The sequence below is a fragment of the Spirosoma areae genome, assembly GCF_054781775.1.
The window spans coordinates 120239-135948 of the sequence record NZ_BAAGTT010000007.1; the positions used below are offsets into that span (position 1 = coordinate 120239).

Annotated in this window: 14 protein-coding genes; 8 read left to right on the forward strand and 6 right to left on the reverse strand. The window is 52.1% G+C overall.

Annotated features, from left to right (window positions below; translation table 11 throughout):
• Positions 1–268: 268 nt before the first annotated feature.
• The 6 genes from ACYVI1_RS03215 to ACYVI1_RS03240 all read left to right on the forward strand — a co-directional run bounded on the left by ACYVI1_RS03215 (position 269) and on the right by ACYVI1_RS03240 (position 6591).
• Positions 269–1258 (forward strand): glycosyltransferase family 2 protein, encoded by a 990-nt coding sequence (locus tag ACYVI1_RS03215; protein ID WP_460906626.1) that lies wholly within the window; start codon positions 269–271, stop codon positions 1256–1258.
• Between the two features lie 166 nt (positions 1259–1424).
• Positions 1425–2582, forward strand: coding sequence for a 3-dehydroquinate synthase (locus ACYVI1_RS03220; RefSeq protein WP_460906628.1), 1158 nt, complete (start codon positions 1425–1427; stop codon positions 2580–2582).
• An 83-nt stretch (positions 2583–2665) separates the two neighbouring features.
• On the forward strand, positions 2666–3889 hold the full coding sequence (gene eboE / locus ACYVI1_RS03225; RefSeq protein WP_460906630.1) for a metabolite traffic protein EboE: 1224 nt from the start codon (positions 2666–2668) through the stop codon (positions 3887–3889).
• 60 nt (positions 3890–3949) lie between these two features.
• Positions 3950–5383: an alkaline phosphatase family protein gene (locus ACYVI1_RS03230; RefSeq protein WP_460906632.1), complete on the forward strand. Its 1434-nt coding sequence runs from the start codon at positions 3950–3952 to the stop codon at positions 5381–5383.
• A 39-nt stretch (positions 5384–5422) separates the two neighbouring features.
• Complete coding sequence (locus tag ACYVI1_RS03235) at positions 5423–5980, forward strand: hypothetical protein (RefSeq protein ID WP_460906634.1); 558 nt, start codon at positions 5423–5425, stop codon at positions 5978–5980.
• 86 nt (positions 5981–6066) lie between these two features.
• On the forward strand, positions 6067–6591 hold the full coding sequence (locus ACYVI1_RS03240; RefSeq protein ID WP_460906636.1) for a hypothetical protein: 525 nt from the start codon (positions 6067–6069) through the stop codon (positions 6589–6591).
• Between the two features lie 74 nt (positions 6592–6665).
• On the opposite strand, the gene ACYVI1_RS03245 is transcribed toward ACYVI1_RS03240, so the two are convergent.
• The 3 genes from ACYVI1_RS03245 to ACYVI1_RS03255 form a co-directional block, all read right to left on the reverse strand.
• Positions 6666–7589 (reverse strand): SMP-30/gluconolactonase/LRE family protein, encoded by a 924-nt coding sequence (locus tag ACYVI1_RS03245; RefSeq protein WP_460906638.1) that lies wholly within the window; start codon positions 7587–7589, stop codon positions 6666–6668.
• 19 nt (positions 7590–7608) lie between these two features.
• Positions 7609–8463: a ThuA domain-containing protein gene (locus ACYVI1_RS03250; protein ID WP_460906640.1), complete on the reverse strand. Its 855-nt coding sequence runs from the start codon at positions 8461–8463 to the stop codon at positions 7609–7611.
• An 82-nt stretch (positions 8464–8545) separates the two neighbouring features.
• Complete coding sequence (locus ACYVI1_RS03255; protein ID WP_460906642.1) at positions 8546–8920, reverse strand: winged helix-turn-helix transcriptional regulator; 375 nt, start codon at positions 8918–8920, stop codon at positions 8546–8548.
• A 137-nt stretch (positions 8921–9057) separates the two neighbouring features.
• Between ACYVI1_RS03255 and ACYVI1_RS03260 the strand changes: the two genes are divergently transcribed.
• Positions 9058–9762 (forward strand): NADPH-dependent F420 reductase, encoded by a 705-nt coding sequence (locus tag ACYVI1_RS03260; protein WP_460906644.1) that lies wholly within the window; start codon positions 9058–9060, stop codon positions 9760–9762.
• A gap of 48 nt (positions 9763–9810) precedes the next feature.
• Here ACYVI1_RS03260 and ACYVI1_RS03265 read toward each other — a convergent pair whose 3' ends face one another.
• The 3 genes from ACYVI1_RS03265 to ACYVI1_RS03275 all read right to left on the reverse strand — a co-directional run bounded on the left by ACYVI1_RS03265 (position 9811) and on the right by ACYVI1_RS03275 (position 13950).
• On the reverse strand, positions 9811–10983 hold the full coding sequence (locus ACYVI1_RS03265) for a Gfo/Idh/MocA family protein (protein ID WP_460906646.1): 1173 nt from the start codon (positions 10981–10983) through the stop codon (positions 9811–9813).
• 85 nt (positions 10984–11068) lie between these two features.
• The gene (locus ACYVI1_RS03270) at positions 11069–12457 is read right to left on the reverse strand and encodes a putative oxidoreductase C-terminal domain-containing protein (RefSeq protein ID WP_460906648.1); all 1389 of its coding nucleotides are present in this window, start codon (positions 12455–12457) and stop codon (positions 11069–11071) included.
• A gap of 77 nt (positions 12458–12534) precedes the next feature.
• Positions 12535–13950 carry a Gfo/Idh/MocA family protein gene (locus ACYVI1_RS03275; RefSeq protein WP_460906650.1) on the reverse strand — a complete coding sequence of 472 codons (1416 nt, stop codon included), beginning with the start codon at positions 13948–13950 and terminating at the stop codon, positions 12535–12537.
• Positions 13951–14256: 306 nt separating this feature from the next.
• Here ACYVI1_RS03275 and ACYVI1_RS03280 point away from each other — a divergent pair, with 306 nt between their 5' ends.
• Positions 14257–15642, forward strand: coding sequence for an OmpA family protein (locus ACYVI1_RS03280; RefSeq protein WP_460906653.1), 1386 nt, complete (start codon positions 14257–14259; stop codon positions 15640–15642).
• Positions 15643–15710 lie beyond the last annotated feature (68 nt).

Consider the following 15710-nt stretch of genomic DNA (forward strand, 5'->3'; position numbering starts at 1 on the left):
ACAGATGGAATTGCAAAGATAAACGGGCGGTCTACTATGCCAATCTTTATCGGCTAACATTCATTAAATAGTCAAGTCTTTGAATTACAGTTACTTAGGCAAATAAAATTGAAAACGTTAACCTAATTTTTTCACTTTGGTCAGGTTTTTGCAACAGGTCGGTTAACCTATAATTTTCAGACGACCAGCTTGTTTCATCGGGGTAAAGCAGTCACACTCTGCAAATTATATTCCTGCCATTATCCAACATCCTACTTTACCTCCTGCTATGCTACCTGAATTTTCGGTCGTGATCCCAACGTATCAACAACCGGCGCTGTTGCTCAAATGCCTCGATGCGCTGGGTCGTCAACGATTGTCACGCGACCAGTTTGAAATTATCGTTGTCGATGAAGGGAACTCGCCCGAAACCGAAACCGCCGTACTGCTTTTTGCCAAACAGGTAGCCCGCGATGGAGGGCCATTGGAAGTCCGTTATCTGAGCCAGCCCGAACGACGTGGCCCGGCGGCTGCCCGCAACCGGGGCTGGCGAGCCGCGCGCGGACGCATTATTGCCTTCACCGACGACGACTGCCTGCCCGAACCCAACTGGCTGTCGTCGGCCCTGATTTGTTTTCAGCGGGGTGCCCAGGTCATGAGCGGACAACTCCGGGTATTGTTACCCAACAACCCCACCCCACTCGATCAAACAGCCACGATCCTACGCAGAACCGACTTTATATCGGCCAACTGTTTCTGCCGGAAGTCGACCCTGGAGCGGGTTAGGGGCTTTGAGGAAGCGTTCGATACGGCCTGGCGCGAAGACAGTGACCTCCAGTTTAAATTCATTCAGGCAGGAATTCCCATCGGCAAGTGCCCCGAAGCGGTGGTGGTCTATCCTATTCGCCCATATCCGTGGTACGGACTACTACAGGACGAACGAAAAAACAGTTACGATGCCTTGCTCTACAAACGCCATCCGAATCTGTTTCGGGAACGTATTCCATCCTATCGGCGGCAAATCCTTGAAAACTATACGTCGGTCGTTAGTGTAGCCATCGGTTTGATTAGCCTGCTGGCTGGTCAGGGGGTTATCGCGCTGCTGGGCCTGGGCATTTGGCTCATTGTATCGGCTGACCTAATCATGCGGCACCTGCCTCATTCGCCCCTGAATCAAACGATCATCAGGCACGTTGTATTGATGGCCTTAGCTACGCCCTTTCTATCCGTTTACTGGCGGCTTTATGGAGCCGTGAAGTATAAAGTTTTGTTCTGGTGACGCAATCAGTCAGAATTGGTTCACTGGATTTCTTTCGCCAAACTATCTGTTTTCGAGCCGCATCCTTCAGGTAAGTTCGTTTCGGTGGCAAATCCGTTTCGTATGGGGCATTTTTATAGCATTCCTGTTGTTTATTGGGTAATTTTGAGTTTTATCCGATTATGCGATGAGCCATTTGCAACAGGCTTTCACGGTTCGATTCACGTATACTGTTTTCTTTACCGAAAAGCTTTTCACAACGACTAATTCACTCCTTGCCGACTTCCTTATTCAGCAGGCCGACGAGACGACGAAAAAACTGCTGTTTGTGATCGACTCGGGTGTGGCCGATTCACATCCCAATTTATCGACAGCGATCACTACCTATTTCGGCCACTACCCGGCTCTTGTCGATTTTATTCCTGATATACTGCTGATTCCGGGGGGCGAGGCTGCGAAAAACGACCCGGCCTTAGTCAGTCAGATTGTCGATGCCGTGGATCGCTACGGCATCGACCGGCACTCGTATGTGGTGGCTATCGGGGGCGGCTCGGTGCTGGATTTGGTCGGCTTTGCAGCCGCCATTTCGCACCGGGGCATTCGCCACATTCGCATTCCAACCACTGTTTTGTCGCAAAATGATTCGGGTGTGGGTGTTAAGAATGGGGTGAACTACCAGGCTAAGAAAAATTTCCTCGGTACGTTCGTTCCGCCCATTGCGGTCTTCAACGACAGCGATTTCCTGACCACGCTCGATGACCGCGACTGGCGGTCGGGCATATCGGAAGCCATTAAAGTGGCGCTTATTAAAGACAGGCCGTTTTTTGAGTGGCTCGAAGCCAATGTGCTGGCCCTGGCCGCACGAGACATGACGGCCATGCGGTACCTGGTGCATCGCTGTGCTGAACTGCATTTACAACATATTGCGGGTGGCGATCCGTTTGAGATGGGGTCATCCCGACCGCTTGACTTTGGCCACTGGAGCGCCCACAAACTGGAGCAACTGACCAATTTTGAGTTGCGCCATGGCGAAGCCGTTGCCATTGGCATTGCGGTGGATACGCTCTATTCGCAACAACTCGGCTGGCTCACACCCACCGACGCGAACCGCATTCTGAAAACATTACGCACACTGGGCTTCTCACTCTATCAACCCATGCTCGACGCCGACGACAGTACGGGTGTGCTAAAAGGACTCGCCGAATTTCGCGAACACCTCGGCGGGCAACTGACCATTATGTTGTTGCAGGGCATTGGGCTGGGCGTGGAAGTGCATGAAATTGATACCGACCTCGTCCGGCGAGCCATTGCCACACTGCGCGAACAGGAACTGGTTAATCAGTAATGATTTCTTAAACACAGAGGAACGAAGATTCCACGGCGAGCACAGAGAAATTTATCATACAGGCTCTGTGTTAAAATAACCAAATGAAAACTCCCCTCGGACACCTCGGCTATTGCACCAACATCCACGCGGGCGAATCATGGGCCGATCATTTTGCGGCCTTGCAACAAGCGGTGCCTGAGCTAAAAAAACGCCTGTCGCCCGGTGCGCCGTTTGGTATTGGTCTGCGGTTGTCGAATCAGGCCAGTGAAGACCTGGAACAACCCGAAAACCTTGTCAATTTTCAACAGTGGTTAGCCGAAAACAAGGCGTATGTGTTCACCATGAACGGCTTCCCGTTCGGCGGGTTTCACAACACGGTTGTCAAGGATCAGGTGCATGCACCCGACTGGACAACCGAAGCGCGGGTCGACTACACGAAGCGGCTGTTTCGGATACTGTCGGTGCTGCTGCCAGTCGATGAGCTGGGCAACGCCATTCCCGGCGGGGTTTCAAGCTCACCCCTCTCCTACCGCCACTGGTTTGAGTGGGAGCAACCAGCCGCCCGCGACTACATTTTCTCGCAGACAACGCAGAATGTGCTCGAAGTTGTGAGCGAACTGGTACGGCTACGGCAACAAACCGACCGGCTGATGCACCTCGATCTGGAACCCGAACCGGATGGCGTCATCGAAACTGCCGATGAGTTTATTGCCTGGTTCACGGATTACCTGCTGCCGATGGGCATCGAACAACTGACCGAACAATTCGGCCTGACCGACGACGAAGCCGAAGCGACTATTTGCGAACATGTCCGGCTGTGCTACGATGTATGCCACTTTGCCGTTGGCTACGAACGCCCGACGGAGGTACTGGACAAGTTGAAAAATTACGGCCTGCGGGTCGGTAAAATTCAAATCAGCGCGGCTTTAAAAGCAGAGTTTCCTGAAGACAAAGAAGGCCGCGAAGCCGTTCGGCAGGCGTTTGCCCAGTTCAACGAGCCAACGTATCTGCACCAGGTTGTAGCCCGTACTAATTCGGGTGAACTCCTGCGTTTTCGGGATTTGCCCGACGCGCTGGCGGGGCTTACTGATGACCACGCCGAATGGCGGTCGCATTTTCATGTGCCCCTGTTCGTGGCAGATTACGGCCTTTTACAGTCTACCCAGGACGACATTCGGGAGGTGCTGCAGTTACAGGCCGAGCGGCAATTTACCAATCAGTTGGAGGTGGAAACCTATACCTGGGGCGTGCTGCCAGATGACTTAAAAAAAGACCTGGTTGACTCGATTGAACGGGAGATGAAGTGGATGATGGATAATGGATAATGGATAATGCACTTCACCGGGTTGCTTCATTGTACATTACCCATTATTCATTAAATAAATATGCAAAAGACCGTAGTACTCGACGTAGTGGGCCTGTCGTATTCGCTGATTGGCGAGCACACGCCCTTCCTGAAACAGTGGTTTGCCGGTAAACACCAGGCGACCATCGACCCCATGCTGCCCGCCGTGACGACCTCGGTACAAGCGACCTACGTAACGGGCAAGTGGCCGAACGAAACCGGCATTGTTGGCAATGGCTGGTATGACCGAACCGATGCCGAAGTCAAATTCTGGAAGCAATCCAACAAGCTTGTGTCGGGCGAGAAAATCTGGGACCGGGCCAAAAAAATCGACCCTAATTTCACAGTCTCAAAAATGTTCTGGTGGTACAACATGTACTCCACCGCCGATTTTTCGGCCACACCCCGACCCCAGTACCCATCCGACGGGCTGAAGATTCCCGATTGCTACACGCATCCCGGCGACCTTCGTGACCGGCTCCAGAAAGAACTCGGCCAGTTTCCCCTCTTTCAATTCTGGGGACCGGCCACGACTATCAAAAGCACCCGCTGGATTGCCGACGCGTCGATGCTGGTGGATAAATGGCACAACCCCACGCTGACGCTGATTTATTTGCCCCATTTAGATTACTGCCTGCAAAAATTCGGCGGTCCCGCCGGTCGGAATGCCGCATCACCGCCGGGGCGGTCCGGGCAGGATTTCGCGAAAATTGCCACGGACCTCCGCGCAATCGACGACGTTTGCCGCGACCTGATTCAGTTCTACGAGCACCAAAATGCCGAAGTCATTGTGCTGTCGGAATATGGCATCACGAACGTTAGCCGCCCGATTCACATCAACCGGATTCTGCGCGAAGCAGGCCTGATCCGCTACCGTGAAGAGCGCGGTCTGGAACTATTCGATGCCGGTGCATCGCCCGCCTTTGCCACCCCCGACCACCAGATTGCTCATGTGTATATCAACGATCCGGCAGTTGCCGGTGAAGTTCGTGCCTTGCTGGAAAAAGTACCCGGCATTGAGTTGATCTTAGACAAAGAGCAGCAGAAGCAATACCACATTGACCACGAACGCTCCGGCGACCTGGTGATCATGGCAGATGCCCACAGTTGGTTTACGTATTATTACTGGCTCGATGACGCCCGCGCCCCGGATTTTGCCCGGTTGGTGGCTATCCACCAGAAACCCGGCTACGACCCCGTTGAGTTGTTTATGGACCAGACCAACCCCCTCATTAAACTCAAAGCGGGGTATAAATTAGGACGCAAGCTGCTCGGCTTCCGCTACCTGATGAATGTGATTTCGTTAGACGCTGCGCTCATCAAAGGTTCGCACGGACGGATTGGCACCGCACCAGAACACCACCCGGTTTTTGTGAGCAGCCGAAACGTGGGAAAATCCCTGTCAGCTACGGCCGTATACGACAAAATATGGGATGCGCTATCGGCAGAGATATCCGAAAAACAGAGCGCTTAACTTCTTGGTTATATGGGCGAAAGGACGTAATTTAACTGTATGAAAGCCTTCATCGCCCTCCTGCTGCTGGTTTCGGCCTGTACCTCGAACCGTCCGGCAACCGTGAACGCCCCCGCCGACGGTGTTGAATATTATCAGCCCAATCAGCCGATTGCTGGTTTTCAGCAACGGCTCTATCCCGACCCCCAGGGTGGGCTGGGCCATTCGCAGGACCCCGATATTAAGGTGACCGATATTCGGCTGACGGCCAGCTACACGGTTGTCTACATGACGTTTGGCAAAGACCGCACCGACCGCAACAATAATTATTACGGCTCCAGCAGTATTTCATTCAATCCGAAAGCGATTCTGGCCACTTCAGACGGCAGGAAAACCTACGCCTTGTTGAAAACAGAAGGCATTCCGATGTCGCCCGATAGCCGCGACATCAAGAATGATGAAAAAGTGCCGTTCATTCTCTATTTCGAGCGGTTAGATAAGGGCGTCGAGTCATTTGACTTGTTCGAGTGCAAAAGCGACAATCAGAATTCGTGTTTCAACGTAGCCGGTATATCGATTCGTAATCCACTCGAAGACTTGGCTCAACCGCCGAAATAAAATCGCTTTTTCTGGTCATATATACACCGAATCGGGTAATCAGGCGTTACAGGGAAGAGTAACGTCTATCTATTTTAGTGCTGATTATGCCGTTTTTTGCCTCTTTTAACCGTCATGTACGCGTCTCTTTTTCATCTATCCTCTTAACTACCAGCCTGTTTGCCAGTGTGCTTACGCTGGCTCAGGTAACGCTGACACATCGTATGCTGAATGGGTATTTGGTGAGCGAAGATGCCCCGCTCAATAAAGGCAAGCCGACCTTATTTATCTTTGAACAGGCTGAAACGTTCGAGCCGGTTTTTAAACCGGCTACCACCACGAAACACCCCGACGCGCCAAATTTTGCCAAAGAGATGGTGGTTGGTATTGCGCTCCCTGCCACTAATAAACCGCCTAAACTTTCGGTCAGTAAAGTGTTCGTGCAGGATTCAACCCTCACCGTGCGCTACATTCGCATGACGGATACGACCGCAACGGCGGACCGTCTTACCAATAATCCGCAGATGAGTCAGCCTATGCTTTTGCTGGCCATTCCCAGGCAAACGGTGCTCAAAACCCGGCTTGTCGAAAACGGGAAAGTAGTGCAGACGATTAAGAAGGGGGTAGAATAAATAGTTTCAGGTTTCATGTTCCAGCCAGGTTACCAATACGGCATCGCGGCAATCAACCTGAAACCTGAAACTATTTATTCAACTCCTCTCACCCGCATTGGCAACGTATATACTGACTCCGACGCAGTGATGAACAGGGTTTTACGGTCTTTTCCACCGAAGCAAACGTTACCCACCCACCGCGAGGGCACAGGAATGTTACCGAGTTTTTTCCCCGCCGGATCGTAAACCGTAACGCCCTTTCCCGTCAGGTAAAGATTACCCTCACTATCGAGCGTCATGCCATCGGACCCCATCGAAACATGAAGCTGCCGATTGGTTAGCGTACCATCGTCATTGATTTGATATTTGTAGGTTCTATTCGCCCGGATATCGGCCACATACAGATACTTTCCGTCGGGCGTGCCCACAATGCCGTTCGGTTGTTGCAGGTCGCCATCGACCAGCATGGCCTCTTTTTTTCCGTTTGGCAGATAATACACTTTCTGGCCGTCGATGTCTGGTTTTTTACGCTCCCAATACTCCCGTTGATAGTAGGGATCTGTGAAGTAAACACCCCCTTTCGGGTCGAGCCACAAATCGTTTGGGCCGTTGAGCCGCTGATTCTGGAAATTAGTCAGTAGAACCGTAATTTTCTTCGCTGGGCTAATTGACCATAACTCATCTTTCTCATCGGCGCAGGCCAGCAGATTACCCTTCTTATCGAAATACAGCCCATTAGAACGGCCCGTTTTATCCATAAAGAGCGATAGTTTTCCGTCGGCGCTGTAGGTCCAGATTTTATCGTTGGGCTGGTCGGTGAAATAAATATCGCCCTGCTTATTAACGGCCGGGCCTTCGGTGAACGTGAACTGATTGGACACCTGATTCAGCGCAGCCCCCTTTGCCACAACCGAAATCGAATCCAGACGCTGGGCTTTAGCTTGCTGGCCAAATAAATTCGGCGAAATGGGTAGAAAAAGTGCCAGTACGAGACCGGCTTTGGTGAGGTTGTTCATACGGTAAGTATACGTAAACTCAACGAATGGGCGTATCCCGCGAATCGGCATAAGCTTTGCGGAAATCAATCGTTTTTACCTGCCCGGCCACGTAGCGAATGCCCTGAAAAATGTGGTTGATAAAGGTAGTATCCGTTTCGTAATCCTGTTTAGCATGGCCCAGCGTTGTACACCAGGTATAGCCTCCATCGAAATGATAGTACCAGGCCGACGGATACAGTTGCGTATACGACCCACCAAATAGTTTAATTTTCTCCGGGTCATCCTGCTTCAATGTCGTTAAATCACTGGCCATCACCACGGTTGGCCCTGGCGACATGTTTTTAGTGAAATAGAACTCATCGTCTTTCTCCCACACCTTCGGAACGCCCTGCATAGAAGCATGTTTCGGGTCGAGTACCTCAACGGTAAATTTCTGGAATTTGGGGTGCCAGGCAAACGTGCCACCCAGCATCCGCTTGAACCAGGTCCAGTTGCGTTCGGTGCCCATTACGGCATGAATGCCCACGAAGCCCCCGCCCGCTTCGATATACCGCCGAAATGCCAGCCGCTGGGCATCGGTATCGAACACGTCGTTGTTCGTACTCGAAAAAATCAGCAGGGTGTACTTCTTCAGATTGGCCTCCGTAAACACGGCTGGCTGAGCTGACGAATCTACCTTGAAACCATGTTGCTCACCGAGTTTCTGAATGCACCGAATGGCGTTCGGAATGTTGTCGTGAACATAGCCTTTACCATTTTTTGTGTAAACCAACACGCTGACTTTCTTCCAGTTAAGGGATTGACTGTGTCCGATGCCTGTTATGAGCAGGACGGCAAACAAACCAGCGGTAAGGGCCGTGACCAGTCGGATTATTTTTTCAGTACGCTTCACAACGGTATAAGCCGAAAGTGGCAATTATCTACGCTTTTGGATCCCGTCCGGAAAAACATAGCCTCACCGACAAAAAACGCTCTTACTGAATGGCCACCAGCTTACCCTGCGACTTGCCCAGTTCTCGGCCCCATTTGGCAACCGCATCCAGAAGCGGCAGCAGCGACTGACCAAAATCGGTGAGTGAATACTCTACTTTCAGCGGTGGCTTATCCGTAAACACCTCCCGCCGAACCAACCCGTCCTCTTCCAGTTGTTTTAACTGAATGCTGAGCATGCGCTCGGTCATTTGCGGAATAAGCTTTCGGAGTTCGCCAAAGCGTTTTTTGTCATTCCGCAGATACCACAGCACGACCGTTTTCCACTTGCCACCAATGTAATCCATTGTAATGTCCATCGCGCAGTGATACAATTTACCGTTCAGTTTGATGGCCACTTCCTGATCATTTAATTGCATCGTTTTCGTTCGTGAAAAAGCCTGATTTTTAGAATCGACAAAAAATAGGCTACTACCATTTTTGATAGTTATTGCGAAGATAAAAAACTATAAATAGTTTTGCAACTATAAATTTTATAGCTAGATAAACAACATTCATGGCTCAGAAAATCGCTGTTTTAGGAACCGGCATGGTTGGCCGAACCATTGCCGACCGCTTGACATCCATAGGCTACACTGTCGTAATAGGAACTCGTGACGTGACCGAAACCCTCGCCAAAACCGAACCGGATGCCTTTGGGAATCCGCCCTTCGCTACCTGGCAACAACAACATGAGACCATCACCTTAAGCCCTTTTGCCGAAGCCGCTAACCAGGCTTCCGTACTGATCAACTGCACCAGCGGACAGGCTTCTGTTGAGGTGCTGAATCTGGCAGGTGAAGCGAATCTGGCAGGCAAACTATTGATTGACATTGCCAACCCGCTGGATTTTTCAAAGGGCTTCCCGCCTTCCTTATCGGTCTGCAATACAGATTCGCTGGCCGAAGAAATTCAGCGGGCGTTCCCGTCGGTTCGGGTCGTGAAAACGCTGAACACCATGAATGCCTACCTGATGGCAAATCCGGCGCTACTGCCCGGCGACCATACCGTTTTTGTGAGCGGTAATGAGGAAGCCGCCAAAACCGAAGCGATTGAACTCCTGAAAGCGTTTGGCTGGCAGGACCCGAACATTATCGACCTGGGCGATTTGACCACCGCGCGCGCCACCGAAATGCTGCTGCCCATCTGGACGCGGCTTTATGGCGCTCTGAAAACCCCAATGTTCAATTTTCACGTTAACGTCGCTACGAATGTCCAGTAAACCCGCTCTCCTACTTATGAGGACTGCCGATGGCGTGGGGTTATTGCTTTACTTTCTCACCTGAATAATCTGCGCCTGTTTCTGGGCTTTTAGGGCGAGTTCAGTCGCCAGAAAGCAATGCTCCTGGGTCATGGCGGTTTCGGTGCGATTCAGCACGTCGTTTACGAGTTGTTCGCCGTAGGGCAGCGTTTCTTTGCTGCAATCGATGTAGCGGGTTTCTTTGTTGTCCGTTATAAACAAGTGGTTGCCGCCCTCACGTCCGCCGGGGTCGATGTTCTTGCGGATTTCAATAAACCCATCGGTGCCAAGAATTGTGAGCCGTCCGTCGCCCCAGGATTTCAACCCGTCGGGCGTGAACCAGTCGACCCGAATGTAGCCCATGCCGCCATTTCCGCGCAGCATCACATCGCCGAAATCTTCAAAACCTGGATATTTAGGGAAGTGAACATTACCTACCTGCGAGGCCACTACGTCGGCTTTTGTTGAGCCGGTGAAGAAGAGAAACTGGTCGAACTGGTGCGAACCAATGTCGCAGATGATGCCGCCAAACTGCTTCCGGTCGAAGAACCAGGCCGGGCGCGATTTGGGCGTGATGCGGTGTGGCCCCAAACCAATAGTCTGAATAACACCCCCAATAGCGCCAGCTTTGATTAGTTCGCCTGCCTTCACGGTCGCCTTGTTCTCAAACCGTTCGCTGTACATGATGGAATAAATGCGCTTGGTTTCTTTCTGCACCCGGCGCACGTCGGCAAGTTGTTCGAGGGTTGTAATGCCCGGTTTATCAGCCATGTAGTCCTTCCCGGCTTTCATCACCCGAATACCCAGCGGGGCACGATCAACCGGAATAGCCGAGCTAAGCACAAGCTGAATCGATTTATCGTCGAGGATTTCCTGTTCGCTTTTAGCCTGCTTCGCCTGTGGGTAGCGTTTAGCGAATTCAGCGGTCAGTTCAGGCTCTTTGGCATAAAAGGAAGCGAGTTCGCCCCCTCCTCTGAGTACCGCGCCCACCTGACCGTAGATATGCCCGTGATTCATGCCAATGACGGCAAAACGAATTCGTGACGCACCTGTGGCAATGCCATCGCTCCCTAACGATTCAGCCCGTAGGCTAACGGGTACGCCCAACGCTGGTTCGGGCAAAGCTGGCAGCACCACTAAGCCGGCCGCCGTGGTTATCGTTTCTTTAATAAACTGCCGCCGATTGGCGTTTGATGCGTTCATGTGTAGTGAGTGATAGAGTGAATGATAGACTGAGCGAACAGGTAATGGCAACTAGTCACTCAGTCTATCATTCAGTCATTGAAAATTACTTTTTCTTCGCCAACTCAAGGGCCTGCGTGGTCGTGTAATATTTGGCAATCATGTTGGGCACTTCCCAGGCGGGTAACTGACCTGCTTTCAGGTACTCCAGGTATTTCTGCGCGACGCGGCCAAAATGCGCTTCGTGGCCTTCATCGTAATTCTTTGGAACAATTAGCTCCCAGCCCGAAGCCGCTTTTTTTACCTCTACGCCGGGAAATTGCTGCTGAATTTTTGGCAGTACAGACTTCACAGAGGCTTCCAGTGTTTTGTTTCCGGCAACAGGCTCGATGTACAACGTTGGCTTGTATTGCTGCGCGGCACCCTGCCGGATCACCAGGTTGGCTTTCGTGCCCCGCATGATTGAATAATGCGTGTCGCCCGCGCCTTCGGGAGCTTTGTAGGCCCAGATAACGGAAACCTTCGCGTGTACACCCCTGAGCTGGTAGTTTATCTCGCCATTGCTATACACCCGCAGAATGCTGTCGCTGACGACATCTTTTTTCAGATAGTCGGGAAACGCGTTTTGTTTAGTGATGGCGTTGAACTGACTTAACCGCATGTCGGTTGTCCACCGGCGGGCCGATATCAGACGTATATCTTTCTGATAATCAATGACTTGTTCGGGAAAACACGCCCACTGCACCAGATCAACCAAATGCGTAGTCACGTCCACGATGCCTTCGCCCTGCTGGGCCACATCCATAAACCAGGCCGGGCGCGTGAGCACACTTCCCGACACGTTCTTGTAGAAATGGTGAACGCTTTCTTTGGTCACGGCGGGATTTTCGGGCGTGCCTTTCTCCAGCGTACCAAACACCTCAGCCTGCTGCGAAAATGCCCGCTGCAGCATGGTCGTAATTTCGTACCGCTCGGTCATGATGTCGTAGAGCAGGACGTTGTTTTTCTGGGCAGCAACAAAGGATTCTTTTAGCTTATCGAAATTCGACGCGCTGATAACCATGGGCTTATCGGCCAGCACGTTAAATCCGGCCCCAATAGCTTTTTGAATATAGTCCGTTTTCAGACGGTTGTTCCCGGCCATTACCACCACGTTTCCGGCTTTGTCGGCAATCATTTTATCCAAAAAATCGGCTCCCTGGTAGACCTCTTCTTTCCAGTGGGTCGGGTTGTCGGGGCGGGTATTGTACCCCTGAATTTTGTCTAAATGCAATTGCAGGTCGGGCGGTCCGTCATTACGGGCGTCAGGGGCGTAGACATGCACGACCGAATCAACGCCGTCGTACATGGTTTTCTGAACCAGGGCTGCATGAAAGTGGCCGGGGTCCAGGGTAATCAGGCGAATGGCATCTTTATCGGTTTCGTTTTTTTCGGACGACTGGCAGGCAAGCAGCAAAGTCATGAGCAGGTAACTAACGGCGGGGAGTAAGTTCATTTTAGAGTGGGATGTTTTGTTTAATGCTCCAGGTTTCAAGTTCCAGGTTTGCCGGATGGGACTTGAAACTTGAAACATTACTTCGCCGAGGCCATCATTTTTATCGCATACGGGGCGCGTTGCGGACGGGAGAGGAGTTTATTAGCTTCGGGGTCGTTTTTGAACTGCTCCTTTTTGGGGTCCCAATACAGTTTACGGTTTAGTTTCATGGCCGCATGGTGCAGCAAACAGGCTGAGCACGAACGGTGCCCTACCTCGGCGGGGGCAATTGGCTCTTTCCGGCTGGCAATGCTCTCCAACCAGTTGCCATGATGCTCTTTGCTAACGGTCAGGTGCGTTTCATTCGGTCCAATCACCGACGTCAGGAGCTTAGGGTCGCTGGCGTCTAATTTTTTGGCGGCATTTTGTTTGGCAACCGGGTCACTGGCCGTAACAGCGGCATCGCCCCGCGACACGAAAATCCAGCCTTCGGTCCCTTCAAACTTAATGCCGTTGGGAATTTCGTTGCTCACCACCATACGAACGCCATTTTCATACAACGCTTCGGTCCGGAAAATGCCGTGTACATCCCACAAACCACTTTTCGGGAAATCGGCTTTGCCCCAGATTTCGACCGGGCCGGTATACTCGGTATTCATGGCCCAGTGCGAGCAGTCGATGTGGTGCGACCCCCAGCCGGTAATCATGCCTGCGCCGAACTGCTCGCAGCGCAGCCAGCCCGGCCGGTCGTAGTCTGCCTGCGGATGCACCCGTTTTTCGGTATAATAGACCTCCGGCGTCGTACCTAACCACATGTCGTAATTCAGGTTTTTGGGCACCGGCATTTGCGGTTCCTCGTTGCCCGATGGGTCGCCGGGGAGGCCGACATACACCGTTTTTAGTTGCCCAATCCGGCCATTACGCACTAATTCGGCGGCATACCGAAACTGCTCCGACGACCGTTGCTGACTACCCACCTGCACAATCTGACCCGACTTTTTCACGGCATCGGCCATCATGCGGCCTTCCGAAATCGTAAGAGAAGCCGGTTTCTGCATGTACACGTCTTTTTTGGCCCGCACCGCGTCGACCACGATGGGCGCGTGCCAGTGATCGGGCGTGCTGACAAGCACCGCGTCGATATCTTTGTTGAGCAATAACTCGCGGTAGTCGTGATAAACCCGAACGCCGTCATAGTCTTTGCCGGTTTTTTTGGCATAATAGCCATTCACTAATTTCTTCGCGTCATCGGCTCGCTTGGTATCTAAATCGCAAACGGCCATGATGAGGGCGCTGTCGTATTGCCAAACGCCGGGGATGTCGTGCCCGCGCGAGATGCGGCCCGTGCCAATAGCCGCCACGTTGATTCGGTTGCTGGGCGCATTTTTCCCAAATACCGAGGCTGGCACGATGGTTGGGAATCCGCTGACAAGTGCTGTTGAGGCCATCGTGCCTTTGGCTGCCAGGTCGAGGAATTTTCGACGGGTGACCGATGTATTTTTATCAGTTGACATAAGCGGCAAAGTTTGGGCGTACATTCGTATGCTATAGTAAGATGCCGGGTTCTACTTTTTACTATAGCCCCTGGGAAAAAGGGTTGTGACACAGAGCAAAGGAGATACACCGGGTTTTCTGTATTTCTCTGTGTATCTCCTTCTGCTGCATGCATCTCTGTGTCCCAACTTTTACGATGAGTCGCAGTAACCGTTAATCATACTAACCGTCTTATTGCCAGTACCAGAATAAACCTTCGGCGGCTAAATGCACCTAAGCATTCACTGCTTCATACGGGCTGGCGATTATCCTATATATTTGACATCATGCAACAACGCTATCTTATTTTTCTCTTATTGGCCGGACTGACTTCGTCCTGTATGTTTGGCTCCTATCCGGTGGGGTATCCGTCGGGTGGCGGGGCACCCTACCCAACGGGTGGGCAGCACTATCCCGATGATTCGTATCCAAATTCGGGCAATCAGCCTCAATCTCAGCCTCAGCCGGGCAGCGGTCGTGCTGCCGACCCCGGCGTGACGGTAAACAGCATTCGCCTGACGAAAGAGTACACGATACTGGACTTGACGTTCACGGATAAAAGTCAGCCACAGTATGACCAGAACCGGCGTCTTATCAGCACGAATACCATTGCTTTCGATCCTTCCGGACGATTGGTAGCGGCTAATGGCGCCCGGACATTTGCGTTTGTGAGGGCCGAAGGCATTCCGTTGAAGAAAGAGGAGAGAGTATCACTCAATGGCAAAAAACAGCTTGTTGGCCGGAACACGCTTCCCGGCGAGCAGGTCAGGTTTACGCTTTATTTCGAGCGGTTAGACAAAGGGCTGGAAGATTTCGACCTATTTGAGTGTAACGATTACGATCACCTTGTGTGCTGGAATATTTATAACCTGCATGTCGATAACCCCGCCGACCAGGTCGTGTACACGCCCCCTGTTACTACTACGCCAACTCCCGTTCCGCCCAAACCGGCCCCAACCAAGAAGCCAGCGAACCTGCCGGAGAAATCGGGCGAGTCGGGGGGGGAAATGGAAGCGCCCAAGCCTAAACCGACGCCAGCCCCTGTGCCTGCATTGGTGGCCGTATCGGGTGTGGTGAGCGATGCAAAAAACAAGCGCCCCGTTACGGCCACAATCAATTACCAGCTATCGGCCAGTAAAACTACGCTCGACTCAGTGCAGAGTTTTGCGTCAACGGGCATCTACCGAATGAGTTTGAACAAAGGCCAGGTATACACCTACATTGCCTCGGCGCGGGGGTATCAGTCGGCCAGTGGCGTTCTGGATTTGAGCAAAATAGCAGGTGGCCAAAAACTTACCCGCGACATTGCCTTAACGCCCTTAGCCGTAGGCGACAAAATCACGCTGAAAAATATTTATTTCGAGATGTCAAAGTCGGACCTGCTGTCGGCTTCGTTTGCCGAGTTGGATAAATTGGCCTCCATGATGCAGGACAACCCCAACATGACCATCCGGCTCGAAGGGCACACGGACATCATTGGCGACCACGATAAAAACCTACAGCTCTCCCGCGACCGGGTGATTGCCTGCCAGCGTTATCTGGCCCAGAAAGGTATTGATTTGGCCCGCGTTCAGGCCACCGGCTACGGCGACACGCGCCCCATCCTGACCAAAGGTACCGACGAAGAACGCAAAGTGAACCGCCGGGTTGAGTTTGTTATTCTGGCGATTTAGAAGAGTGTGGAGCCGGGAGCATGGTGCAAAGGGTAACTCCCTTTGCACCATGCTCCCGGCTCCACACT

Coding starts and splice junctions, on each gene's coding strand:
- ACYVI1_RS03255 (WP_460906642.1), bottom strand. CDS start 8,920: ATGCAATTAAATGATCAGGAAGTGGCCATCAAACTGAACGGTAAATTG.
- ACYVI1_RS03280 (WP_460906653.1), top strand. CDS start 14,257: ATGCAACAACGCTATCTTATTTTTCTCTTATTGGCCGGACTGACTTCG.
- ACYVI1_RS03265 (WP_460906646.1), bottom strand. CDS start 10,983: ATGAACGCATCAAACGCCAATCGGCGGCAGTTTATTAAAGAAACGATA.
- ACYVI1_RS03270 (WP_460906648.1), bottom strand. CDS start 12,457: ATGAACTTACTCCCCGCCGTTAGTTACCTGCTCATGACTTTGCTGCTT.
- ACYVI1_RS03275 (WP_460906650.1), bottom strand. CDS start 13,950: ATGTCAACTGATAAAAATACATCGGTCACCCGTCGAAAATTCCTCGAC.
- ACYVI1_RS03215 (WP_460906626.1), top strand. CDS start 269: ATGCTACCTGAATTTTCGGTCGTGATCCCAACGTATCAACAACCGGCG.
- ACYVI1_RS03245 (WP_460906638.1), bottom strand. CDS start 7,589: ATGAACAACCTCACCAAAGCCGGTCTCGTACTGGCACTTTTTCTACCC.
- ACYVI1_RS03260 (WP_460906644.1), top strand. CDS start 9,058: ATGGCTCAGAAAATCGCTGTTTTAGGAACCGGCATGGTTGGCCGAACC.
- ACYVI1_RS03240 (WP_460906636.1), top strand. CDS start 6,067: ATGCCGTTTTTTGCCTCTTTTAACCGTCATGTACGCGTCTCTTTTTCA.
- ACYVI1_RS03235 (WP_460906634.1), top strand. CDS start 5,423: ATGAAAGCCTTCATCGCCCTCCTGCTGCTGGTTTCGGCCTGTACCTCG.
- ACYVI1_RS03230 (WP_460906632.1), top strand. CDS start 3,950: ATGCAAAAGACCGTAGTACTCGACGTAGTGGGCCTGTCGTATTCGCTG.
- ACYVI1_RS03220 (WP_460906628.1), top strand. CDS start 1,425: ATGAGCCATTTGCAACAGGCTTTCACGGTTCGATTCACGTATACTGTT.
- eboE (WP_460906630.1), top strand. CDS start 2,666: ATGAAAACTCCCCTCGGACACCTCGGCTATTGCACCAACATCCACGCG.